Source organism: Streptomyces sp. NPDC055140 (assembly GCF_053607285.1).
On record NZ_JBSGTG010000019.1, the window covers coordinates 37973 to 60665 of the forward strand.

The following is a 22693-nucleotide window of genomic DNA, read 5'->3' on the forward strand; positions in this document are numbered from 1 at the left end:
GTTCCCCGCGCCCCGGGGAACTGCGCGACCAGCACCCGGCCGACGGACCTCGCCCCTAACCGGGCAGCAGAACGGCGCGACCCCGCACCCTCCCGTTCCGCAGAGCGTCAAGCGCTGCGGGAGCCTCCGCCAACCCGAACTTCTCCACCGCGAGCGAGAGTTCACCGGCGGCGAGTCGCCGGACCAGCTCGGCAGAGACTTCGCGGGCCCGCCGCTCCTGGCGGATCATGTTCACCGGCAGCAGCGCGACCTCGTCGAGGAGCCAGCTCGGCAGGTCGAGTGCGACGTCCGGACCGGCGACGTATCCGATGACGACCGCACGTCCGCCCTGCCGCACCCAGCGGCTGCGCCCGATCAGGCCGTCGCCGCCGAGTGTGTCGACGAGGAGGGAGGCCGAACGGTCCGGGGCGAGGAGTCCGTCCGCGTCGGCCAGGGTCATACCCTCCACGCCGGCCGGTACGTCGGCCAGCTGATCGGCCCGGCCGACCACACCGGTCACACGCGCGCCCGCGGCCAGCGCCTGCTGCGCCACCATCGCTCCGACCGCGCCGGCCGCACCCACAACGACGACCTCTTCTCCTTTCTCGACGCGGCCGACGTCGTGCAGAGCCACGTACGCCGTCGTCGCGGGGACGAAGAAGCTTGCCGCCACGGCGGGTTCGAGCGGGGCGTCGAGGACCGTGACGGCCTTGCGCTTCACACTGACCCGCTCCGTCCACGTACCGTCGCGCAGGATGCCGAGGCCGCCGCCGCGCAGCACGACCTGCGTGCCGGGCGTGAGACCGGAGTCCGCGTCGGCCTCCAGGACGGTGCCCGCCCCCTCGACTCCCCCGATGTACGGCAGGGCCGGCTTCATGGCGAACTCGCCGGAGGCGACGGTGACATCGAGGTGCGCGACCCCGCCCGCCTCGACCTGGACCAGGACCTCGCCCGCGCCGCGGACGGGCTCGGGCACGTCATCGATGACCGGAGCGGCGCCCCGATCGTGGAACCGCGCTGCTCGCATCAGGCGGCCGCCTTGCCGATGAAGTCGAGGCTGAGGACGTTGAAGCGCTCGGCCTGCTCGTGCTGCGGCCAGTGCCCGCAGGCGTCGAGAATCTCCAGCTGGGAGCCGGCGACCGCCTGGTGGATCGCCGTCGCCTCGGGCGTCTCGCCGAACGGGTTCTGCCGCCCCCACACGACCAGCGTCGGCTGCGTGATCCGGGCGAGGTGTTCGGGGCGCAGCAGATTGCGCTGCCGGCGCTCCATGTCCTGCAGGGAGAGGAGGTTGTCGACTCCCGCGACGAACTCCGGCGTGTGGTAGATCGCGTGCCGGACCTCGACCAGCTCCTCCGTGGCGTCCTTGTCGTCCGCCATGAGCAGCCGCATCCGCTTGCGGGTGAGGTCGAGGTCGTCGCTGGTGACCGCGTCCTTCGTGCTGGTGCGGATCCGGTTCATGACCTCGGGATTGGCCACGGTGCCGCCGGAGCACAGGAGTTGGAGGCTGCGGACCCGCTCGGGGTGCTCGATGGCGGCGCGGGCGCCGACCCATCCGCCGAGGGACTCGCCGACGATGTGGGCGCTGTCGACACCGACGGCGTCCAGGTAGTCCAGCAGGTGGGTCACGTAGTCGGCGATCTCGTACGGCTTGTCGGGCTTGCCGGTGTAGCCGTGGCCGAGCATGTCGATGGCGTGCAGGTCATAGGCGGCGTGCGCGGTGATGTTCCGCGCGAAGGCCTCCAGGTGGCCGCTGGTGCCGTGCAGGAAGACGACGGCCTGCGCGGTGGGGTCGCCGGCGCGCAGCGTGCGGGTGGGGACGCCACCGGCGTCGACGTACTCGACGCGGAAGGGGGTGGGGCTGATCTCGTTCCAGATGGTCACGGCGGGATGCTCCGTTCAGGTTCAGGCAGGTGGTGGGAAGCGAAGGAATGTGAAGCGCAGCGTCAGGAAAGGGAGTTGAGGAATCCGTCGACCACCGAGTGGTAGGCCTCGGGTCGCTCCTCCTGGAGGTGGTGCGAGGAGTGGTCCATCACGTGGAGGCTCCCGCTCGGCACCATGCGGGCCAGCATCAACGGGTAGTCCGGGGTGAGGAACGCGTCCTGCATGCCCCACAGGAAGAGCGTCGGCGCCTGGACCCGGCCGAGCTGCTCCGTCAGGTCCTGCCAGTCGCCGCGCGGCGAGTCGGACATCGCGGCGAGCGCGCGCTCGCCCTCGTCGAGGCTCTGCTCATGGCGCAGCGTCAGCGTCTCCTCGGGGAGCTTCGCGCCGTCGTACCACTCCAGCTTCGTGATGAGCTGCCGCATCTTCTCGCGGGTCGGGCCCTCGCCGCCGTAGTAGGTGTCGCGGGCGGTGCGGCCCCGGTGGCCGTTCTCGGGGAGCGGGGCGAGCGGCCCGTAGAAGACGGGCATGGAGCCGGTGATGACCAGGGACCGGACCCGCTCCGGGTACAGGGCGGCGAGGTTGAGGGCGATGGTGCCGCCCCAGGAGTTGCAGACGAAGTCGGCGCGCTCCACACCGAGGGTGTCGAGCAGGCCGACCGTCCTGGCCGCGTGGTGGTCCCACATCGGGCCTTCGATACGGGACTTCTCCGACTTGCCGTACTGGTGGATGTCGACGAGCAGACAGCGCCGGTCGGCCGCGAACAGGGGCGCCACCGGCCCGAAGTCGCTCCAGGCGGTGCAGCCGGGGCCGCCGCCGTGCAGAAAGACGGTGTCGGGGCCCGTCCCGAGGTCGTGGTAGTGGTAGCGGATTCCCGCGCCGTCCGCGTAGTGGCTCTCCGGTGCTGGTGACATGCGAGTCCTTCCGATCCTTCCGTACGCGTACCGCGTCGTGCGGGGTCGAGCCCATCACCGCGACGGCCGTGGGCCCAGGGCGGCGGTCCGCTCAGCGAACCGCTCTCACTGGGCGGTGCAGCCGCCGTCGACGTGGACGACCGAGCCGGTGGTGAAGGAGGATTCGGCCGCGAGCAGCGGCAGCACGGCGTGGGCGATCGCCTCGGCGACGACGATGCCCGTGCCGCTGGTGCCGTCGGCCACCAGGACGGGTCCGGTGAACGTCGTGGACGGTGAGCAAGTCGTGGGTGCCATCCGGCGAGGATGCGGATGGCACGCCGGTGACGCCGACGCGGACGGTCCGTTCCGCGGACCGCCCGCTGCGGCGTCACCGGCCGGCGGACGTCACCGGCCCGTGAACACCGCCTCCCGCTTGTCCAGGAACGCCTGGAGGCCCTCTGCCGCGTCAGCCGTACGTGTCAGCTCCGCGACGCCCTTCTCCTCGCGCTTCAATGCCTCCTCCACAGGCAGTCCGTACCCCTCGTCCACGACTCGCTTGAGCAGGGCGATGGCCGCCGTCGGCTTCGCGGCGAGGCGTCGCGCCTGTTCGGCGACCACCGACTCGAATTCGGCCTGACCCGCCACGAGATCTACGAGGCCGAGCTCCAACGCCCGCCCCGGCGCCATCCGTTCGGCCTCGATCATCAGCCGCTTCGCCAGATGCGGGCCGACGAGCCGCGGCAGCCGCTGACTGCCCCCAGCTCCGGGGAAGAGGCCGAGCTGCATCTCCGGGAACCCGAACGTGGCGTCGGCCGAGAGGATCCGCAGATCGCACGCGAGCGACAGTTCGGCTCCCCCGCCGAGGGCATGTCCGTTCATCGCCGCGACCACGGGCTTGGGCGCCTGCTCGATCAGCCGCTGGACGTCGATCCACAGGCGCATCCTGGCCTGGTTGTCGGCCGACAGGTCGCGCATGACCGCGATGTCGGCGCCCGCGATGAAGAAACGGCCGGTGCCGGTGATCACGATGCAGCGCACCTCCGGGTCCGCCGCGAGGGGCGGTAGGACCGTGAGGAACTCGTCGATCATCGCCGGATCGACGGCGTTCGCCTTGGGCCGGTCGACCCGGACCGTCACCACGGCGCCGTCGCGGGTCACGTGAAGTACGGAGGCCTGCGTCATGGTGTCGGTGTCTTCCTGGTTCATGTCGCCTCGTTTCGCCTGGTTCACTCGGTCACGCCATCCGCGGCCAGCTCCGCGAGCCGGTCGGCGCTCAGACCCAGCAGCTCGTGCAGCACCTCATAGGTGTGCTGCCCGAGGAGTGGCGCGGACCGCGTGAGTTTGCCGGGTGTCGCGGCGAGGCGGGCGACGATGCCCTCGTGCCGGACCGCTCCGGCCAGGGGATGGTCCAGCACGGGGTAGAAGCCGCGCGCCGCGAGCTGCTCGTCGACGTCGACCAGGTCCTGCCCGTTCGCCACGACCGCCGCCGCGACGCCCTCCGCCTGGAGCAGCTCGGCGAGTTTGTGCGCGTCCTGGTCCCGCGTCCAAGCTGCGAGGGCCGCGTCGATGTCGTCCTCGCGGACGCGGCGGGCGTTCACGTCATCATCAGTGCAAGGGAGTTGGACCAGTCGATTCAGTGCGTGCCACTGCGCGTCGTCCGTCACGGAGACGGCCACCCACCGGTCGTCCCCGGCCGCCGGATACACGCCGTGCGGCACGGCGTGCGGCGAGCGGTTGGGGTGCTCGGCGGTACACGGATCCGGTCGGCCCGTGCCCAGCACCGGCTCCAGCGCGGCTGGTCCCATCGTCGAGGCCATCGCCTCCAGCTGGGACAGGTCCACGTGACCGCCGCGCCCCTGCGCGAGCAGGTCGAGCGTGGCGAGCACGGCAGCATTGGCCGCGACCATGTCGCCGAGCCCGAAGGTCAGGCCCTGCGGCGGGCCGCCCGGGTCGCGGGTCTCGCTGGACAGACCGGACATCGCCGCGAGCGTGTCGGCGAACGTCACCGCCTTGCGCCAGGGACCGGTCTGGCCGACCCCGGCCATCGATACAAGGACCACATCCGGGTTGAGCTCACACAGCGACGCGTAGTCCATGCCCCAGCGGGCGAGCACGCCCGGGCTGAAGTTCTCCACGACCACGTCGCAGTGCGGCACCAGCTCCCTCAGCAGCCGCTGTCCTTCGCCGGTTCGCAAGTTCAGGGCAACGCTGCGCTTGTTGCGGTTGAAGTTGAGGAAGTACCCGCTGTCGTCGGGGTCGGAGCCCGGTCGCAGATGCATCGAGGGGGCGAACCGCGTGGGGTCCTGCCGGTGCTTCGATTCGACCTTGACGATGTCCGCGCCGTGCTCACCCAACTGCTTGGTGACGTACGGTCCGGCGAGCACCCAGGTCAGATCGAGGACCCGAACCCCTTCCAGGGCACGGGACTTGGACGGCCCGCTCCTCGTGGCGCGCCGGGGTTCGGGGCGGCGCCACGGCGATGCGGGCCGCTCCACCTCACGTATCGCTTCGAGCGTGACGGGCCTGGGAAGCGCCGCCCACGGAAAGCCGACGTCCTCGACGCCGCCGTCCGGCAGTCCGTCGCCGGTGACCGTGACGAGGAATCCGCGGTCGCGCAGCTGAGGGTTGGCCGTCAGACGCTCCGGTGGCACCACCTCCGCCCAGGGAAGGGCGCGCGCCCGCGCCGCGTCGGCCAGGTCTGCGGCCGGCCACCCCGCCGCGAACCGCTGCACGAGTGCGTCGACATGGGGCCGCTCCCGCCACCGGAAGAGGGCGTCGCTCCAGCACTCGTCGACCAGGTCCCCGGCCTCGCCCCGCTCCGCCATCCACGCCAGGAGATCGGTCCACATGCGGTCGCTGCCCGAGTAGCCTCCGGCGACATGCCCGTCCGCCGCCGCGAAGATCCGGTGCGCGACGTGTTCGTACACCCCGCCGTTGCGTACGGGGAAGCGCCCGGCGTGGATCCACGCGAGGGCGGCGGTCTCCAGCGTGGCGGCGACGGCCTCCTGCACGGACACGTCGACCAGCTGGCCCGTCCCGGACACGACACCGAGCAGCGCGCCGATCGCCGCGTGCGCGCCCGCGGTCTGCAGCGCCTGCTCGCGCGGCGGCGGCTTCGGCTGACCGTCGAGGCGCCCGCCGAGCCAGGTCATGCCGCCCGCGGAGGCCAGGATCAGGTCGTCGCCGACCCAGTCGCGCCGCGGACCGGTGAGCCCGAACGGCGTCACCACCACATGCACGACATGCGGCCACCGGGACGTGCCGTCGGCCCGTACACCACGCAGCCGTGCGACGGGGCCGCTCTCCAGGACGATGTCGGCGCCCGCCGCCAGCGTGTCGAGCTCCGCCTCGCCGCGTACCGTCGCCCAGCGTTTGCCCGCGTGCCAGTGCACCCGGGCCGCGGGATCCAGGTCTGCGCCCGGTTCGACGCGTACGACGTCGGCGCCGAGGCCCACGAGCAACCGTGCGCCCTGGAAGGCGAGTTCGTCGGTGAGATCGAGCACGCGCAGCGGCGTCGGGTCCGTGTCTGTTCGCACCACGGTTCCTCCCCATACGTTTCCGCAGCTCTTGCGGAATCTCACGATCACCGAGTACGGAGTGCCGGGCCAGAGGGGTGTTCTGCTGACCGGACCCAGGCCGCCGTGGCGGGGAGGGACTGCCCGCTGTGGGATGTGGGATGTGGGAGAGGCTGCCGCCGCTCAGCCTGCGGAGGGCACGGCTGGGGCATCGCCTGCCCGCGGTACTCGCGACCCGCGGGACACGTCGCGTGGCGCGCCGCGCTCGACACCCCGCTCCACGCCCCGCCCGATGCTCTCGGCCGACGCGCGCAGCGTCGGCAGCAGCCGTTCCACCGACACCTGCGCCACAGGTGCCGTGACCGAGACCGCGGCGCACACCCGTCCACCCGCGGTGACGGGCACCGCGAGGCTCGCGTATCCCGGGCGTACGCCCTCGATCTCCAGCGCGTAGTCCTGCCGTGCCACCGCGGCCAGTTGCCGCGCGAGCACGGCGGGGTCCGTCACGGACCGTGGGGTGAGCGACGGCAGCCCGCCGAGGGCCAGCCGCTCCACCAGCTCGGGCCCGTCCGCTGCCAGGGCGAGCAGCACCCTCCCCGTCGCCGTGCAGGAGGCGGGGAGCCGGCCACCGATGTGCGAGTGCGTGAGCACGTTCGCCTCACCGGCGATCTTCTCCAGGAACAGCACATGGGCGCCGTCGAGCACGGCGAGGTGGACAGCGGCGCGGGTGCGCGTGAACAGGTCCGTGAGCAGCGGGCGCGCGACGGAGCGCAGCACCGCGGAGGCCGGCACACGCTGGCCGAGGTGGAACAGCCGGATGCCGAGTTCGTACGTGTCGTCGTGCCGGTCGAGCAGCCCCCACTGCACCAGCTCCTGCGCAAGGCGGTACGCCGACGCCTTCGGCACCCCCGACCGCCGGCTCAGGTCGCTCAGGCGCAGCCGCACCGCACCCGACTCGAACGCGGCAAGCAGCAGCTGCGCCTTGCCCAGGACGGAATTGGGCGGCGTGACATCCTCGTCGGCGTACGGCTCCATCGGTGTTACCTCGCTTCTTCACATGGCGGTGCACAGGCCATTTGAAGTGCAACAACGGCATGTTGCATAGAGGAAAGCCGGTGTGAACATCAGGCAACGGGTGTGTCGGCGTCCTCCTTCGCACCGGCCGCTTCCCCGGTGACGGCCTGGCCTGGGGCGGGTTCCGCCGCCTCCTGCGCCGTCCGCCCGCCCGCGAAGAAGACCAGTGCCACCAACGTGACCAGAGCCATCCCGACGGTGAGCAGCGCGATGGGCAGGAAGTGTCCCGTGGACGCGAGCAGCGCCGTCGCGACCACCGGAGACAGACCTCCGGCCACGGCCGAGGAGAGCTCGTGGCCCAGCGCCATCCCGGAGTACCGGGTCTCGGTGCTGAACAGCTCGGAGAAGTACGACGGCTGGACGCCGATCATCGCGGCGATGGCGATGTGCCCGACGACGAACGCGAGCCAGACCGCGGCCGTGCTCCCCGTATCCATGAGCAGGAAGAAGGGCGCGGCCCATACGATCATGCCGATCGCACCGCCGAGGTAGACGGGCCGTCGGCCCACCCGGTCGGAGAGGCGGCCGAAGACCACCATCATCGCGGAGTCCACCAGCATCCCGACGATCCCCGCCCAGAGCAGCACCGTCGACGAGATGCCGACATACGCCCCGTAGACGAGCGAGAAGGACATGAAGATGTAGCTCGCGCCGCTGTCGGCGAAGCGCAGGGCCATCGCGAACAGGACCTGGCGCGGATGACGCCGCAGCACCTCCCGCAGCGGCGAACGCCGCTCGCTCTCACCGGACTTGGCCTCGAACCCGGTCGTCTCGCCGAGATTGCGGCGGATGTAGATGCCCACCACGAAGATCAGGGCGCTCGCCAGGAACGGCAGCCGCCAGCCCCAGGCGAGGAACGCGTCGCCGGTCACCTGTTCGGCCAGCCACAGGGCCAGGGAAGACAGCACGAAGCCGAGCCCCATGCCGGTCGAGCTGAACGAGGCGAGGAAGCCACGACGGTCGGCCGGGACGTTCTCGGTGATGATGAGCACGCCACCGCCCCACTCGCCGCCGGCCGCCGCGCCCTGCAGCACCCGGAGCAGGACGAGCAGCAGCGGCGAGACGATGCCCGCCGTGTCGTAGGACGGCAGCAGTCCCATACAGAAGGTGGTGCCGCCCATCAGGGAGAGCGTCGCCATGAGCGCGGTCTTGCGCCCGCGCCGGTCCCCGATGTGTCCGAACACGATGCCGCCGACGGGCCGGGCGGCGAAGCCGACGGCATGGCCGGCCAGGGCGGCGATGGTGCCGAGCAGCGGATGCCCCTCGGAGGGGAAGAAGACCGAGCCGAGGACCATCGCGGCGGCCGTCGTGTAGAGGAAGAAGTCGTACCACTCCAGCATGTTGCCGGCGACGGACGCGGTCACCACGCGCCGCGTCGCGGACGCGTCCTCGGTCGTGAACTTTCGGGACATGAGCACTCCTTGCCGATCGGGGCCGGGAATCGACGGAGCGTATGGACACCCGGGTGCCACCTCAACCGGGTCGGTCCGCCAGACGGGACGCCTCGCTTCATACGCGCCGCTGCCCGCTGGGAACGTGCCGCCACCACCACCCCACTCCGACCCGGAGGTCGCATCCGATGACTCGGCACCACCGCACAGGAGGGCGCCCGGCGCCGTTCTCGTTACCCTGCTCGCCGTGGTCCTGGCCGCCGCATGCGGCGCGGGCCGTCCGTACATCGTCACCGGCGCCCACCTCGCCATGGGCAACAGCGTCCTCACGAACGTCTGGGCGGAGATCGTCGCCTCCCAGGTCGGGCTGGGCTCGCGGATCTGGACTCGCGCCACTACGGGCGGATCGACCGGGTCTTCGTCGGCATCATCACCCTCGGGATCCTGGGGTTCGTGTATGACCGGATCCTGCACATCAGCGCGATACGTGTACTACACAGGTACGGAGTTAAGGTATGAACGACGGGAACAGCGGGGGGAACCGCGTGATCGGAGAACGGAAGCAAGTGAGCACCACCTCAGCCGCATCCACACCCACATCGCGAGCCCTGCTCCTGGAGGAGTTCGGCACCCTTCCGCGCCTCGTGGAACGGGCGGTCCCCGCGCCGCAGCCCGGACACACCCTCGTACAGATGAAGGCGGCGACGGTCGCCCACCTCGACCTCAACGTCCTTGACGGACAGTTCGGCATCCTGCCCGACCTGCCCTCCGTCCCGGGCACACAGGGCAGCGGTATCGTCCTCGCCTCCGACACCCACCCCGAGGGCGCGCTCGTCCGGGTACGCGGCGAAGGGCTCGGGCTCAGCCGCGCAGGCGCCTGGGCGGAGCACGTGCTCGTGCCCGACGCCGCCGTCGAGGTCATGCCGAAGGGCACCGACCCCGCGCTGGCCTGCATCTACTTCTCCCCCGTCGGCACCGCCTGGGCCTCCGTGCACCCGATCGCCCAAGTGCGGCCGGGCGAGCGGGTCATGGTCACCGGAGCGTCCGGCGCGGTCGGCGCGACGGCGGTGCAGCTGGCCGCCCGGGCAGGGGCCGAGGTCGTCGGCGTGGTCGGCCGCCCGGCCAAGCTGCCGCACGTCCCCGGCGCCGCGAAGGCGGTCCTCGCGGCCGACCTGTCCGAGGAGGCGATCGGCGGCAAGGTCGACGTGCTCATCGACACGGTCGGCGGCACGATTCTGCGCAATGCCCTCGGCCTGGTCCGCCCGCGCGGCCGGGCGGCGCTCGTCGGCTACACCGCAGGCCGTGAACTCACCCTCGACCTCGCGGACTTCTTCCTCGCCGACGTCTCGCTGCTCCCCGTCAACATGATCAGCCGGGGCAAGGAGGTCGCCGCGGAGGTCGTGCGCCTGCTGCCGGACCTCTCCTCCGGCGAGCTCACGCTGCCGTACGAGCGCTACGGCATCGACCATCTCGAGGAGGCGGTGGGGCGGCTGCGTACGGGCGAGGCAATTGGCAAGGTGGTGCTCGACCTGGGCTGACACCCGGCGGGTCGCCGAGGCGACTGACGGCCGGCGTTGCGGCGCCGCCGGGGCATGGACGGAATTGTGGACGCCCGCGGCGCCTGGAGCCGCAGCGCCGTGCAGACAGGGATGGCAGCGGAGGCGGCCGACGCTCAGCCCGGTTCAGGGCCGGGATGGCAGCGGAGACGGCCGACGCTCAGCCCGGTTCAGGGCCGGGCGACGGGTGGAGTCGGGGATCACGGGCGGACGTCTGACGGCGCCAAGGGACAAGGGCTGCCGTCAGCGTCCCGAAAGCGACGGCGACGACGTCGGCTGCGCCCGGTTCAGCTGCGAGGTGGAACTGTCGGACGACACTGGTCCTCGGCCCGTGCCCCTACGGTCCTGCCTGACTGGCCACCGCCGGATCCTCCGTAGAAGTAGCGGTTCTCGGTGTACATCTTGTCGGCGACGGCTGTCACGCGCGCCAGCACACGGCGGACCGTTCGACCGCACCACCCGCGCCGCCCTCACCCCGCTCGCAGGTCAGGCGCGGTACCGGATTTCCAGCATCGTGCAGCCGGCCGGCGTGCGATAGGGGCCGTGGTGCATACCGGGACGGCGGCTCGCATAGTGACCCGGCCCGAACGTCTGCCCGAGCGTGAGGTCGACCAGGTCGCCTTCCAGCAGGTACACCTCTTCGACGTAGTCGTGAGTGATCACTCCCGCGGCGCTGGTGTCCAGACCAGGCATCCAGCGCACAAGCCGGGTCAGCACAGCAGGATCATCAGGATCCCGCGACAACACCCTCTCCTCGGTACCCGGCTGCGCGGCTTCCCGCCACGGCACATCGTCGCCCGCAAAGAACTCGAGTTCCTCTTTCATGACACCTCTTCCTGATCGCCGACGGCGGCACGCCGCCGGAATGCGCCACAACTCCGTTTGCTGCTCGACCTCTTCCAGGTCCACCGCCATAGTGTCGCCCCGGAGCGCGCTCGGCCGACCGGTGACCTGCATCGCGCAGGAACCGGGCGTTCGCCTCATCGCCACGACTTCCTCCGTCGGCGGGCAGAGAGATCACCTTGACTGCGACGTGCCGGTCCGGCGTCTCGTCGTGTGCCTCCCGCGACTGCCCCACGCCGCCCTCGCCGGGAGGCCGTCCCAACCGGCAAAGACCCAGGACGAGTTGATCGCGGGGCTGTCCGGCTGAGCCGGTGCTGCCCGTCGCTGCCTGCGCGACGATCAATCAGCTGCGCCCTCACCCTTGCCGCGCCGCGAACAGCCCGGTTAGCGTATCTGGTGCAACTGGTCTGCGAAGGAGTCACTCTGGTGCGCGTGTTGCCGACGGTATTCCCCGATCCGTACGCCCTCGGACGCGCCCTCGCGACGATGGTCGCGGACGGGCTGGAAGAGGCCGCCCGCGAGGGCAGACCGTACGTCCTGGGCTGCCCGGGCGGGCGCAGCGCCCGGACCACCTATCAAGCGCTCGCCGGCGAGGTCGCGCGGCGCGGACTCGACCTGCGCCATCTGACGGTGGTGATGATGGACGAGTACGTCGTCGAGGGCGCGGTGCCGGGTGAGTTCCGGCCCGTCGACCACCGACTCCCGTACTCCTGTGCGCGGTTCGGCCGGGAGGAGATCGCCGGACCGCTCAACACCGCAGCGGGCGTCGGCCGTTCGATCGCACCCGACCGTCTGTGGGTGCCCGATCCGTCTGATCCGGAGGCTTACGACAAGCGCATCGCAGACCTCGGCGGCATCGACCTGTTCATCCTCGCCACAGGCGCCGGGGACGGCCACGTCGCCTTCAACGCGCCCGGCACGCCGGCCGGCACCCGCACCCACGTGGCCCGGCTCGCGGAGCAGACGCGCCGCGACAACCTCGTCACGTTCCCGACCTTCGACGGCCTCGACGACGTGCCGTCGCACGGCGTGACCGTCGGGGTCGGCACGATCAGGGAACAGTCGCGCCGGACCGTCCTCGTGGCCCACGGCCCGGACAAGGCGGCGGCCGCGCGCCGGCTGGCGGCGGCCGTGTCGTACGAGCCGGACTGGCCCGCCACGGTCCTCAGCGACTGCGCCGGCCCCGGCCTCTTTCTCGACGCCGACGCCGCGCACGCCCTCTGACCAACACCCCCCGCCTTACGCCTCACGTCCAAGGAGACCCCGGCATGGCCCGTATCAAGATCGCTTATCTCGGCGGGGGATCCACCCGCGCCCCCGGCACGATGGCCTCGTTCATGCACCAGGGCGAGAACTTCGACGGCTCGGAATTCATGCTGATCGACCTCGATCCGGACCGCCTCGAGGTCGTGAAGACGATCACCGAGAAGATGGCCCGCGCCAAGGGTCTCGACATCACGGTGACGGCCACCACGGACCGGCGCGAAGGCGTACGCGACGTCGACGCCGTCCTGTCCTCCTTCCGTCCGGGCGGCTTCGAGGCACGGGCGCTCGACGAGCGGATCCCCCTCAAGCACGGTGTGATCGGCCAGGAGACGCAAGGCCCCGGCGGCCTGATGATGTCGCTGCGCTCGGTCCATGTGATGCGCGGGCTCTGCGACGACCTGGCCGCCGTCGCGCCGCGCGCCCGCATCTTCAACTACACCAACCCGGTCAACATCGTCTCTCAGGCGGTCTCGGAGTACAGCGGCATTCCCATCGTCTCGTTCTGCGAGGGCCCGATGTGCTTCCCGCCGGTCATCGCCCGCGCCGCGGGACTCGACCCCGACCTGCTCGTGACGAAAATGGCCGGCGTCAACCACAACTGCTGGTCCACGGAGGCGACGTACGACGGCGAGGACGCCATCGCGCTCCTGCGTGAGCGCTGGGAGCAGCTGAAGGACACCCCGACCGCCGACGTGCACGGCCGGCGCGCCCTGCACCTCGCCGTCACCATGGGCTCGATCCCCTCGGACTACTTCCTCTACTACTACTTCCGCGAGGACCGGCTGCGCGAGCTGCGGCACGCACCGACGACCCGCGCGGAGGACATCCTGTCCGAGGTGCCCAACTACTGGGCGCACTACCGCGAGCAGGCCGCCGCCGACGACCCGCGGCTCGACCCGGCCCGTTCGCGTGGCGGCATCCACGAACTGGAGCTCGCCATCGACGCGATGAGCGCGTACTACAACGACACCGGCGCCCGCCTCCCGTTCAACGTGCCCAACACCGGCGGATTCCTGCCCGGTTTCGACGAGTCCACGGTCGTCGAGGTCTGGGGCACGGTCGACGCGAAGGGCTTCCACCCGGAGGAGCAGAGCCCGCTCCCGCACTCCGTGCGTGGCATCACCCAGGCCCTCGCCGAGTACCAGATCCTCGCCGCGAAAGCCGGCTGGGACGGCGGACGTGACGACGCCGTACGCGCCATGGCCGCGAACCCGCTGGTCCCCTCACTCCCGGTCGCCGAGGCGCTGTACGCCGAGATGGCCGTGGCGCAGCGCGCGTGGCTGCCCGAGAGGCTTCTTCCGTGAGCAGATCCGGCCTGTATCTCGGCGTCGACGCAGGCAACAGCAAGACCGTCGCGCTGCTCTGCCTGCCCTCCGGCGAGACCGTCGGCGCCGGGCGGGCGGGCTGCGGCGACATCTACGGGGCGCCGAGTCCGGCCGACGCGGTGCGCGAGGTGACGGCGGCGATCGGCGACGCCCTGGCCGCGGCCGGGGCGGGCCGCGCCTCGGTCGCGGGCGCTGCGTTCCGGCTGGCCGGAGTCGACTGGCCCGAGGACCGGGAGTTCTGGGAGGGCGTACTGGAGGACCACTGCCCAGCGCTGCGCCGTCGTACGGTCCTCAACGACGGCTACGCATCGATCCGCTGCGGCGAACTGTCCGGGGCCGGCGTCTCCGTCCAGTCCGGCACGGCCGCCGCGGTCGCCGCTCGCGGGCGCACCGGCGCCATGTGGGACATGGGCTTCCGGGTCCAGCACCCGATGGGCGCTTCGGGCCTGGTCATAGAGGCGTTGAGGGCGGTGTTCCTCGCCGACCTGGGATTGGCCCCGCAGACCGATCTGACCAAGGCGCTGGTGGAGTTCTACGACCAGCCGGGGGTTGAGGAGCTCAACCACTGGTTCACCCGCCGCGTGAACGGGGCGCCGCTGTCGGCGCGCCCCCGTGCCGCCCGGGTGGTCACAGCGGTCGCCGCGGCGGGCGATCCGGTGGCGGAGGCGATCGTGCGCGAGGAGGGGCGGCGCCTGGCGATGTACGCGGGTGTCGCCGCCCGCGCCACCGGGCTCGCGGAGGGGAACGGCACGGTGGATGTCGTCCTGTCCGGCTCGGTCCTGATGGCCGCGGATTCGCCCGTGACCGCGGCTCTCGTGACAGCGCTCGAGGCCGAACTGCCCGGTGCCGTACCGCACCGGGCGGTGCTGCCCCCGGTCGCGGGGGCGGCCCTGGACGCGCTCGGCGAGAACGGAGTCGCGGTGACGGAGACGGTCGCCGCCCGGCTCGCCGCGAGCCTTCCGCCGCCCGGGTTCTTCACGACCTGACGCGCTGCGCGGTGTTCAGGCCGGCCGGAACAGGTCCGCCTGGAAGCGGTAGGCGTCGCTGCGGTAGACCGCCTGCCCGATCAGCACCGGTGTCTCCTCAGCCGTGTATGCCACCTCGTCGCCGATGAGCACCGGCACTCCGGGCTCGACGTCGAGCAGCGCCGCCGTCTCCTCGTCCGCGGCATCGGCCCGTACCGTGTACGCGCTGCGCGCCACGGACAGCCCGCACTCCGCCTCCAGGACCTCGTACAACGAACGGTCCGTCATGTCGTACGAGGCCAGCGCGTCCGCGTGGGCGACGACGCTGAGGTCGACACAGATCGGCACTCCCTCCATGGACCGCAGCCGCCGCAGCTCCAGGACCCTGGCGGCCGGCGCGATCCGCAGCCGCTCCGCTTCCTCGAAGGCGGCCGGGCGCGCCTTCTGCGTCAGGATTCTGGCCTGCGGGGTCAGCCCGCGGGCCCGTGCCATCTCGGAGAAACTCTGCAGCGTGCTGGGCGGTTCGCCGACCGCCTCGCGCGGGACGAACCAGCCGCGCTGTGCGGAGCGTTCGAGCCGCCCCTCGGCCGCGAGCCCACCCAGGGCGTGGCGCAGCGTGGAGCGGCTCACGCCGAGAGCGACCGCGAGATCGCGCTCTCCGGGCAGTCGGCGGCCGGGCGGGTAGGTGCCTCGGCGAAGCGCGTCGTCGAGCTTGCGGTACGTCTGTGCGGCAACAGCTCCACTCGCCGCGTCCTGGTCGGCCATGCGGCCCGCCCTTCCACCATCCGGTCCCACGGGTCAAGGAAATTGCCAGCGTACCAACCACTGGACTAACTGGTCTGCCCGCTCCTAAGCTCACCGCACCTCACGCCCCTCAGCGACAGGAGGCGCCGTGCACATACGCAGGCGACCATCGTGGATCCGCACCCTCGCTGCCCCGCTCCTCGCCGCCTCGTTACTGACCGCCTGCGTGCCCGGCATGTCCACCGGGGTCCGGGCCGACGCAAAGGCGCAGGGCCCCGTGGTCACCCGTCCGGGCGCGATCGGCCCGGCCCGGCTCCGCGTCCTCGACTACTTCGGCGGCGGCCCCGACAAGGCCTGGATGACCGGAGTCATCAAAGCCTTCCAGAAGAAGTACCCGCAGATCACCGTCAGCGAGACCAAGCAGAACTTCGACGACATCATGAAGTCCCTGCCCCTGAAGCTGCGTTCGGGCAGCCCTCCCGACATCGTCCCCGCCAACAACGGCTGGCAGTCCCTGGGTACCCTGGTCCGCGGCAACCTGGTCCTCGACCTCGACCGGTACGCGGACGCCTATGGCTGGAAGAAGTCGTTCCCCGCTTCGATCCAGCGCGAGCACGCCTTCTCTCCCGACGGCCGGGAGATGGGCACCGGCCCGCTCTTCGGCACCCCCATCAGCCGGGGTTCGATCATCGAGGTCTACTACAACCGGGCGCTCCTCAAGAGGATCGACGCTCAAGTACCCAAGACCTTCGGCGAGTTCGAGGACGCCTTGGTCAAGGCGAAGGCGGCGGGCATCACCCCGGTCTCGCTCGGCAACGTCGAGGGAAACGGCGTCCTCTCCGGCCTCTTCGCCCTGACCGACGCCCTCGGCGACCCTGAGAAGATCGCCGACTTCACGTACTCGCAGGGCGACGTCCACATGCGCGAGACCGGCTTCCAAAAAGCCGTGACCACCCTGAAGAGATGGTCGGAGAAGGGGTACCTCACCAAGGGCTACGCCGCCACCCCCTACGCCGACGCGATGCAGTCGTACCTCGACGGCAAGGAACTCTTCCGCTTCGAGTACTCGGGGACTCTGCCGACGAAGCCGGGTGACGGCGACCGGTTCGGCTCGTTCGTCCTGCCGCGGGCCGACGGCGGCGCACCGGTCGCCACCATGTCGGCCGCCAGCAACTTCTCCATCTCCGCCAAGTCGAAGTACCCGGACGCCGCCGCCGCGTTCCTGAACTTCGCCGCGAGCCCGCAGGCCGCTCAGATCGCCGTCGAAGTCGGGGCCATGCCGATGCTCGCGACTCCGCGTCTCCCGGCCGACCACGACAAGCTCACCGCCGACGAGGTCGCCAACGTGGCGCAGGTCGCTCAGGACGACACAGCGGTCCCGTACATGGACTGGGCCACCCCGACCCTGGTCACCACGATGACCCGCCGCATGCAGGACCTCCTCGCGGACAAGACCTCGGTCACGGCGGTTGTCGATGCCACGCAGGACGACTACGCGAAGTTCCAGAAGGAACAGCGCGAACAGAAGGCGAGGTAGCGACGGTGACCACCATCGACGCGCGTCGGCCGGACGCGGTACGGGACGGCATCGCGGCCCCGGTCTCCCGCCCGGCCGACCGCAGGACGTCCCGTTCCGCGTCCGGCCGGCACCCCTGGCTCGGCCTTGCCTATCTCTCCCCGGCTCTGCTCGTGTACGCGGTCGTGGTGCTCGTGCCGGTCGTCCAGGGCGGCTATGTCTCCCTTTTCGACTGGGACGGCGTCACCCCCGCCCGGTGGACGGGCCTCGGCAACTACGCGACCTTCCTGCATGATCCGGTGCTGCGCCAGGCTCTCGCGCACACCCTGGTCTTTCTGGTCTTCTTCGCCTTCCTGCCGCTCGTCCTCGGCCTGGTCAGCGCGTCGCTCACCTCGCGCAGGGACGTGCGCGGCAACTCCGTCCTCCGCTGGGTGATCTTCCTGCCCCAGGTGATGACACCGGCGGTCACCGCGATCGTGTGGAAACAGATCTACGCACCGCAGGGCCCGGTCAACTCGGTGCTTCGCGCCTTCGGCCTCGACGCCCTGGCCCGCGGCTGGCTCAGCGACTACACCTGGGCGCTGCCCGCCCTCGGCCTCATCGGCACCTGGGGCGCGTTCGGCCTGTGCACGGTCCTGTTCGTCGCGGGCACTCAGGCGATCCCGACCGAACTGTACGACGCGGTGCGGATGGACGGCGCCGGTCCCATCAGGGAGTTCTTCACCGTCACGCTGCCGGGCCTGCGCGGGCACCTCGCCATCGTCCTCACGCTCACCACGATCGGCGCGATCCGTGTCTTCGACGTCGTCTGGCTCACCACTCATGGCGGCCCCGGCACCTCGACGGTCACCCCGACGACCGTTCTGTACGAGCGTGCCTTCGCCAATCCCGACATCGGCGCCGCAGCTGCCGTCGGCGTCGTGATCGCTCTTGTCTCCCTGGCCGTGTCCCTGGCCATCCTCCGGCTCTCCGAGGACAGGTCCCGATGATTTCCACGAAGGAAAAGTTCTCAACTACGCGGTCCTGACCGTGATCGCCGTCGGTGTGCTCTTCCCGATCGGCTGGGTGCTCGGCGTGGCACTCAGCCCGAACGCCACCGGCACGCTCGACCTCGGCGATCTGCGGTGGGGCAACTTCACCACCGCCTGGGCCCAGGCGGACTTCACCCACTACCTGAAATCCAGCCTCATCATCAGCGGCAGCGCGGTGGTGGTCTCGACCGCCCTCGCGATCCTGAGCGGTTACGCCTTCGGGGTCCTCGGCGTCATCGGTGAGAAGTGGCTTTTCCCCCTGGTGCTGCTCGGCCTGATGGTCCCGATGGAAACGATCGTGGTGCCGCTCTACTACGACTTCTTCGCGTACCACCTGACCGACACCTACCAGGGCATCGTCCTCATCCATGTCGGCATGGGCGTGAGCTTCGGGGCCTTCTGGATGCGGGCCGCGTTCCGGACCGTTCCGCGGGCGATCGCCGAGTCGGCGGAGATGGACGGGGCGGGCTCGTGGGCCCAGCTGTGGCGGATCCATCTGCCCATTGCCCGGCCCGCCGTGATCACCTTCGTACTCCTCACGTTCATGTGGACCTGGAACGACTACTTCCTGTCCCTGATCATGGTGACCGATCCGGATCACCAGCCGATGACGCTCGGCCTCGGCGCCTTCTCCACGCGCTACGGCATCCAGGCCAATCTCCTGTCGGCAGGCGCGGTGACGATCTCGCTGCCGATCGTGCTGCTCTATCTGTTCTTCCAGCGTCACTTCATCCGCGGCATCCTCTCCGGGGCCGTACGCGAGTAACAAGCGCGGACCAACACCCGTGCCCCGCACTCGACTTGAGTGCGGGGCACCGGTCATACGCGGGTCATGTCGTAGGCGGGTCAGGACGAACGCGGGTCGTGCTTGCCCCGGCCGTCCTGCGCCGCCTGCTCCGCGCCGTCGTACGCGAAGTCGGGGAAGGTGCTCTGGATCTCCACGACCCGTCCCTCCTCCGCCGAACGCTTGGCGGCCAGCATCACTTCGAGGGCGTGGTAGGCGTGCTCGGGCCGGGTGAGCGTACGGGTGCCGTTCTCCACGCAGTCGACGAGATGACGGAGGCCGTCGGTCCAGGGCCAGTTGGGTTCAGTCTCGCCGACGATCTCCCAGGAGCCTCGCGCATTGGTCCATTGCTCGAAGCCCTCGGGCGCCCAGTCGTCGCCCAGCATCTGCATCGTCCCGGCGCTGCCGTACAGCTCCACGGCCGGCGACCGGTACTTCTGCAGCGTGAAGCCGGTGGCGATGGACGCGAACCGGGCGTCCCCGAAGTCCAGGACGATGTGCGCGTTGTCGTCGGAGCGTACGGTGACCTGCTCGCCCTCCGCCTCGCGCTTGGGAACGGCGACGCCGACCATCGCGGTCACCCGCTGCACGGAGCCGAGGAATCCGCACAGGCTGGTGAGGTTGTAGACCCCGAGGTCGAAGAGCGAGCCGCCGCCCTGCTCGTAGAACCAGCGTCCCCACCAGGGCCCCGACCAGCCGTAACGGGCCCTGGCCAGATGGAGCGCGCCGATCTCCCCGTCGCGCACGCGCCGGTGCATCTCGCGATACGTCGGGGACAACGCGACGTGCGGGGCGCAGACCAGCTGTCCGCGGGCACCGGCGGCCGCCTCGAGGAGTTCGGCGGCCTCCTCCAGGGAGGTCGCCATCGGCTTCTCGACCAGGACGTGCTTTCCGGCCTCCAGGGCTGCACGCGCCAGCGATCCGTGCTCGTTCATGCTGGTCAGGACGAGGACGATGTCGAGGTCCGCGCGGTCTATCAGCTCCTGGCCGTCCGCGAACGAGGTGTCGGCCCCGAACCGCTCGGCGGTCGTCGCCCGCTTGCCGGGGTCCGGGTCGTACCCCGCCACCAGCTCGATACGTCCTTCGTGCTGGAGCTTGGTGATCAGGGAGGAGTATGGGCCTTGGAACACACTGCCGAGGCCCAGGACTCCGATCTTGAGTGTCATCGCACCGGTCTCCTTCTGTCGATCGGATCGGGTAGAGGTCGTGCGGTGGAACTGCTCACGCGAGCTGGACGACCAGCCGCTCGCCGTCCGCACCTCCCGGCCACGTCACCAGGACGCCGCCTTCGGTGCGTTCGGTACGGACGCCGTCCTCGACGACGACCGTCCGGCCGGTCTCGAGAAACGCGCTGCCGGGCCCCGCGCCCCGCCGCAGCGACAGCATGGATCCGTCCCCCGGGCCGTCGAGTTCGGCCGTCGCCCAGCGCAGCACCGCCGCGTCGAGACGGACGTCGAGCGGCAGCATCAGGCCGGTGCGGGCGGGCAGTTCGAGCACGGTGCCACCGGCGTACACCTCTCCCGCCACGGTCAGCGTGAAGCGCTGCGGCTGCACGGAGACGTTGATCAGGTGGACGAGCTTCTGGCCCGTCGCGTCCGCCGTGACCGTGGTGGCGAGTCCGGGCGTCGCTCCGTCGGCGACGGTCGTGGCGCGTACGCCGAGACGCCCGAGCAGCATGCGCCAGAACTCCAGGTGGCACGGATAGTCGCAGGCAATGACGACTGCCCGGCCGCCTCCTTCGAGGGTGACGTCCATCGCGGCGGGCGAGCCGTCGGCGACGTCCAGGGCGAGCGGTTCGGCCTTGGCCACGCCGGTGCCCGTGGTCCGCAGCCGCTCCAGGAAGCCGACCCGGACCTCGGGCTGCGGACCGGCCCAGCCGATGGCCCGTACGGACGGGAAGTAGCCGCCCGTGCCGTCCGCGGTCTCCTCGACCGCGAGACCGAGCGCCTCGGCGAGCACCGTGCAGGGCGTGCCGTCGTCGTCGAGGACCGGAAGCCGCCCGTGAAGAAGCAGGCGGCCGCCCGCGCGCAGATACGCGGCGAGCCGCTCCTGAACCGCGTGCCCCAGCGTGGCGGGCGTGGCGAGCGCGAGCACCGGTCCGGCCGGATCGAGCTCGCTGCGGAACGACGTCGGCGCCGCCGAGAGGTCGCGCGCCGCGAAGGAGTGGCCGCCGAGGACGAGGGCGCGGGCCAGGATGTCGCGCGGCCCCATGCCCCGCGAGCGTTCGATGTCGCGGCGCTGTTCTCGCCGGGCGCCGGAGGCGGGGTGGGCGAACTCGGTCAGATAGTGGTCGGGGACGTAGCCGAGGACGAGGTCGTCGTGCACCTCGTCCATGTCGGCCAGCAGGTGCTCGCTGCCGCGCACCGCGCGCACGACGTCCCGGATCCCGGTGTACGCCTCGCTGAGCCTGCCCTCGGGGTCGACGGGCGCGGCGAAGCCATGGCGTTCACCGGTGAAGGCGATCCGGTCGTTGCCGTCGCCGGCGGGCTCGTCCAGGGGCGGATTGTGGCCGCCGCTGAACAGGTAGTAGTTGATCAGCCGGTTGCCCTGGGCGACGCACAGGCGGGTCTTGAGTCCGGTGGCCTCGGGGGCGGCCTGGCGGCTCAGGTCCTCGCCGTAGTCGCCGGTGCCGGCCTCGAACTCCAGTGAGGTGAGCGGCTGGTCGGCGTCGTGGACGGCGGCCATGAAGGCGTTCATGACGTACAGGTCGGGGGTGTTCTCGACGGTCGCGTCGTACAGGTAGTGGTCCGAGCCGGAGGTCATCCGCGGGATGCCGGCGTACGCGCGGGACAGCTGGCTGATGCCGATCGGGAAGGTGCGGCCGCGGGCGGCGTCGGTGCCATGCAGGTTGACCAGCATCGGGACCTCGATGCCGTGCTCCAGGGCCACGTCGCGCAGTCGCAGCAGGTACGTGGCGTACCGGTCGCGGTGGTGGTCCGCGAGGTCGTGGTGGAGCGTCAGCTGCTGGGCCTCGGTGCCGCTGCGGGTACCGCCGGAGCGCCACTGATCCGCCCATGCCGCGAAGTCCGCGGGGTCCGCGCCGTAGCGGCGTACGGACTCCTCGCGGCCCCACCGCTCAAGGGACTGCGACGCCAGCGCGGCCAGGGTGCGGTCGGTGAGTTCGGGGGCGCCGCTGACCCAGGTCAGCATGCCGACCTCGTTGTCGAGCTGGAGGGCCGCGACCGGGCCGCCGCGGGTGATCTGATGCTCGGCGAGTACGGACGTGACGGCCGCGAACCAGCGTTCGGCCTGGGAGAGATAGCCGGGGGCCAGGTAGTCGAGCGTGCGGGTCGGCACGGGGTCGCCGTCCCAGCCGCGCGGCACTGCCTCGGGGTGGTCCCGGTAGATCCGGAAGGGCACGCCCTCGTTCTTGAGCTCGGCCATGACGAACGGGCCGGGACGTGCGATCACCAACAGATCGCGTTCGGCGGCGAGTTCGAGGAAGTGGACGAGGTCGCGGTACTCGCTGGTGGCTCCCGTCAGATCCACCTCGCCGTCGGGGGTCTCGTGCACCAGCCATGGCATGTAGCTGGCGACGGCGGTGCAGCCTGCCGCCAGCAGCTTGTCGAGCCGGTCGGCCCAGTCCCCACGGCGCAGCCGGAAGTAGTGCACCTCCCCGGCCATGACGATCCTCGGCACCCCACCCACGAGGAGCCGTCGTCGCTCGAACTCGACTGTTCTGTCTGCCTGTTCCCCGGACGCGGAGCCCTGCGCCCGTGCCCCGTGTGTCGCGCGGTCCGAACCTTGCGAAGTGCTCACGAAACAGTCCCCATCAGGTGATTTTCGGAATTCTGAGATCTGAACCCCGGTTCCTGACAGGGGTATTGCCATCTCTGCCAGGGCCGGACTACGTTCCTGAAATCGCCGTGAAACCGGTTTCCCGAAACCGGTTTCCCGAACATATCGGGGGCCGTCACGATGGGCAATAGCCGT

General features: G+C 70.8%; 19 protein-coding genes. 7 read left to right on the forward strand and 12 right to left on the reverse strand.

Annotated elements, in window-relative coordinates:
- Positions 1-55: 55 nt before the first annotated feature.
- The 8 genes from ACWFR4_RS30810 to ACWFR4_RS30845 all read right to left on the reverse strand — a co-directional run bounded on the left by ACWFR4_RS30810 (position 56) and on the right by ACWFR4_RS30845 (position 8751).
- Entirely contained in the window at positions 56-1006 is a 951-nt protein-coding gene (locus ACWFR4_RS30810; protein WP_453655484.1) for a quinone oxidoreductase family protein, read from the reverse strand.
- Positions 1006-1860 (reverse strand): alpha/beta fold hydrolase, encoded by an 855-nt coding sequence (locus tag ACWFR4_RS30815; protein WP_453655485.1) that lies wholly within the window; start codon positions 1858-1860, stop codon positions 1006-1008. The genes ACWFR4_RS30810 and ACWFR4_RS30815 overlap by 1 nt, the downstream gene beginning before the upstream one ends.
- 62 nt (positions 1861-1922) lie before the next feature.
- Positions 1923-2771 (reverse strand): alpha/beta fold hydrolase, encoded by an 849-nt coding sequence (locus ACWFR4_RS30820; protein ID WP_453655486.1) that lies wholly within the window; start codon positions 2769-2771, stop codon positions 1923-1925.
- A 105-nt stretch (positions 2772-2876) separates the two neighbouring features.
- A complete protein-coding gene (locus ACWFR4_RS30825) occupies positions 2877-3065 on the reverse strand; it encodes a hypothetical protein (protein WP_453655487.1) in 189 nt (62 codons plus the stop codon).
- Between the two features lie 90 nt (positions 3066-3155).
- Positions 3156-3956 carry an enoyl-CoA hydratase/isomerase family protein gene (locus ACWFR4_RS30830; RefSeq protein WP_453655488.1) on the reverse strand — a complete coding sequence of 267 codons (801 nt, stop codon included), beginning with the start codon at positions 3954-3956 and terminating at the stop codon, positions 3156-3158.
- Positions 3957-3976: 20 nt separating this feature from the next.
- Entirely contained in the window at positions 3977-6289 is a 2313-nt protein-coding gene (locus ACWFR4_RS30835; protein WP_453655489.1) for a CoA transferase, read from the reverse strand.
- A 159-nt stretch (positions 6290-6448) separates the two neighbouring features.
- Positions 6449-7300, reverse strand: coding sequence for an IclR family transcriptional regulator (locus ACWFR4_RS30840; RefSeq protein ID WP_453655490.1), 852 nt, complete (start codon positions 7298-7300; stop codon positions 6449-6451).
- Positions 7301-7389: 89 nt separating this feature from the next.
- Positions 7390-8751: an MFS transporter gene (locus tag ACWFR4_RS30845; RefSeq protein ID WP_453655491.1), complete on the reverse strand. Its 1362-nt coding sequence runs from the start codon at positions 8749-8751 to the stop codon at positions 7390-7392.
- Between the two features lie 545 nt (positions 8752-9296).
- On the opposite strand from ACWFR4_RS30845, the gene ACWFR4_RS30850 reads away from it, so the two are divergent.
- Positions 9297-10268, forward strand: coding sequence for a quinone oxidoreductase family protein (locus tag ACWFR4_RS30850; protein ID WP_453655492.1), 972 nt, complete (start codon positions 9297-9299; stop codon positions 10266-10268).
- A 504-nt stretch (positions 10269-10772) separates the two neighbouring features.
- On the opposite strand, the gene ACWFR4_RS30855 is transcribed toward ACWFR4_RS30850, so the two are convergent.
- Entirely contained in the window at positions 10773-11195 is a 423-nt protein-coding gene (locus ACWFR4_RS30855; protein WP_453655493.1) for a cupin domain-containing protein, read from the reverse strand.
- Positions 11196-11561: 366 nt separating this feature from the next.
- Here ACWFR4_RS30855 and ACWFR4_RS30860 point away from each other — a divergent pair, with 366 nt between their 5' ends.
- The 3 genes from ACWFR4_RS30860 to ACWFR4_RS30870 are packed head-to-tail and all read left to right on the forward strand — an operon-like array spanning position 11562 to position 14706.
- Positions 11562-12353 carry a 6-phosphogluconolactonase gene (locus tag ACWFR4_RS30860; RefSeq protein WP_453655494.1) on the forward strand — a complete coding sequence of 264 codons (792 nt, stop codon included), beginning with the start codon at positions 11562-11564 and terminating at the stop codon, positions 12351-12353.
- A gap of 44 nt (positions 12354-12397) precedes the next feature.
- Positions 12398-13699, forward strand: a complete 1302-nt coding sequence (locus ACWFR4_RS30865) for a family 4 glycosyl hydrolase (RefSeq protein WP_453655495.1) — start codon at positions 12398-12400, stop codon at positions 13697-13699.
- Complete coding sequence (locus ACWFR4_RS30870) at positions 13696-14706, forward strand: BadF/BadG/BcrA/BcrD ATPase family protein (protein WP_453655496.1); 1011 nt, start codon at positions 13696-13698, stop codon at positions 14704-14706. Before ACWFR4_RS30865 ends, ACWFR4_RS30870 begins: the two co-directional genes overlap by 4 nt.
- 15 nt (positions 14707-14721) lie before the next feature.
- Here ACWFR4_RS30870 and ACWFR4_RS30875 read toward each other — a convergent pair whose 3' ends face one another.
- Positions 14722-15450 carry a GntR family transcriptional regulator gene (locus tag ACWFR4_RS30875; protein ID WP_453655497.1) on the reverse strand — a complete coding sequence of 243 codons (729 nt, stop codon included), beginning with the start codon at positions 15448-15450 and terminating at the stop codon, positions 14722-14724.
- A 127-nt stretch (positions 15451-15577) separates the two neighbouring features.
- Between ACWFR4_RS30875 and ACWFR4_RS30880 the strand changes: the two genes are divergently transcribed.
- Genes ACWFR4_RS30880 through ACWFR4_RS30890 form a run of 3 tightly spaced genes read left to right on the forward strand, consistent with a single transcriptional unit; the run spans position 15578 to position 18742 of the window.
- Positions 15578-16966: an ABC transporter substrate-binding protein gene (locus ACWFR4_RS30880; protein ID WP_453655498.1), complete on the forward strand. Its 1389-nt coding sequence runs from the start codon at positions 15578-15580 to the stop codon at positions 16964-16966.
- Between the two features lie 5 nt (positions 16967-16971).
- On the forward strand, positions 16972-17934 hold the full coding sequence (locus tag ACWFR4_RS30885) for a carbohydrate ABC transporter permease (RefSeq protein WP_453655499.1): 963 nt from the start codon (positions 16972-16974) through the stop codon (positions 17932-17934).
- Between the two features lie 40 nt (positions 17935-17974).
- Complete coding sequence (locus ACWFR4_RS30890; RefSeq protein WP_453655500.1) at positions 17975-18742, forward strand: carbohydrate ABC transporter permease; 768 nt, start codon at positions 17975-17977, stop codon at positions 18740-18742.
- Positions 18743-18822: 80 nt separating this feature from the next.
- Here the strand turns inward: ACWFR4_RS30890 and ACWFR4_RS30895 are convergent, their stop codons facing one another.
- Entirely contained in the window at positions 18823-19926 is a 1104-nt protein-coding gene (locus ACWFR4_RS30895) for a Gfo/Idh/MocA family protein (RefSeq protein WP_453655501.1), read from the reverse strand.
- 55 nt (positions 19927-19981) lie between these two features.
- Entirely contained in the window at positions 19982-22519 is a 2538-nt protein-coding gene (locus ACWFR4_RS30900; protein ID WP_453655502.1) for a beta-galactosidase, read from the reverse strand.
- Positions 22520-22693: the final 174 nt, after the last annotated feature.

Bases quoted from the DNA above. Each gene is read 5' to 3' on its own strand.
- ACWFR4_RS30810 (WP_453655484.1), bottom strand. From the start codon at position 1,006: ATGCGAGCAGCGCGGTTCCACGATCGGGGCGCCGCTCCGGTCATCGAT.
- ACWFR4_RS30820 (WP_453655486.1), bottom strand. From the start codon at position 2,771: ATGTCACCAGCACCGGAGAGCCACTACGCGGACGGCGCGGGAATCCGC.
- ACWFR4_RS30825 (WP_453655487.1), bottom strand. From the start codon at position 3,065: ATGGCACCCACGACTTGCTCACCGTCCACGACGTTCACCGGACCCGTC.
- ACWFR4_RS30830 (WP_453655488.1), bottom strand. From the start codon at position 3,956: ATGAACCAGGAAGACACCGACACCATGACGCAGGCCTCCGTACTTCAC.
- ACWFR4_RS30840 (WP_453655490.1), bottom strand. From the start codon at position 7,300: ATGGAGCCGTACGCCGACGAGGATGTCACGCCGCCCAATTCCGTCCTG.
- ACWFR4_RS30845 (WP_453655491.1), bottom strand. From the start codon at position 8,751: ATGTCCCGAAAGTTCACGACCGAGGACGCGTCCGCGACGCGGCGCGTG.
- ACWFR4_RS30865 (WP_453655495.1), top strand. From the start codon at position 12,398: ATGGCCCGTATCAAGATCGCTTATCTCGGCGGGGGATCCACCCGCGCC.
- ACWFR4_RS30875 (WP_453655497.1), bottom strand. From the start codon at position 15,450: ATGGCCGACCAGGACGCGGCGAGTGGAGCTGTTGCCGCACAGACGTAC.
- ACWFR4_RS30895 (WP_453655501.1), bottom strand. From the start codon at position 19,926: ATGACACTCAAGATCGGAGTCCTGGGCCTCGGCAGTGTGTTCCAAGGC.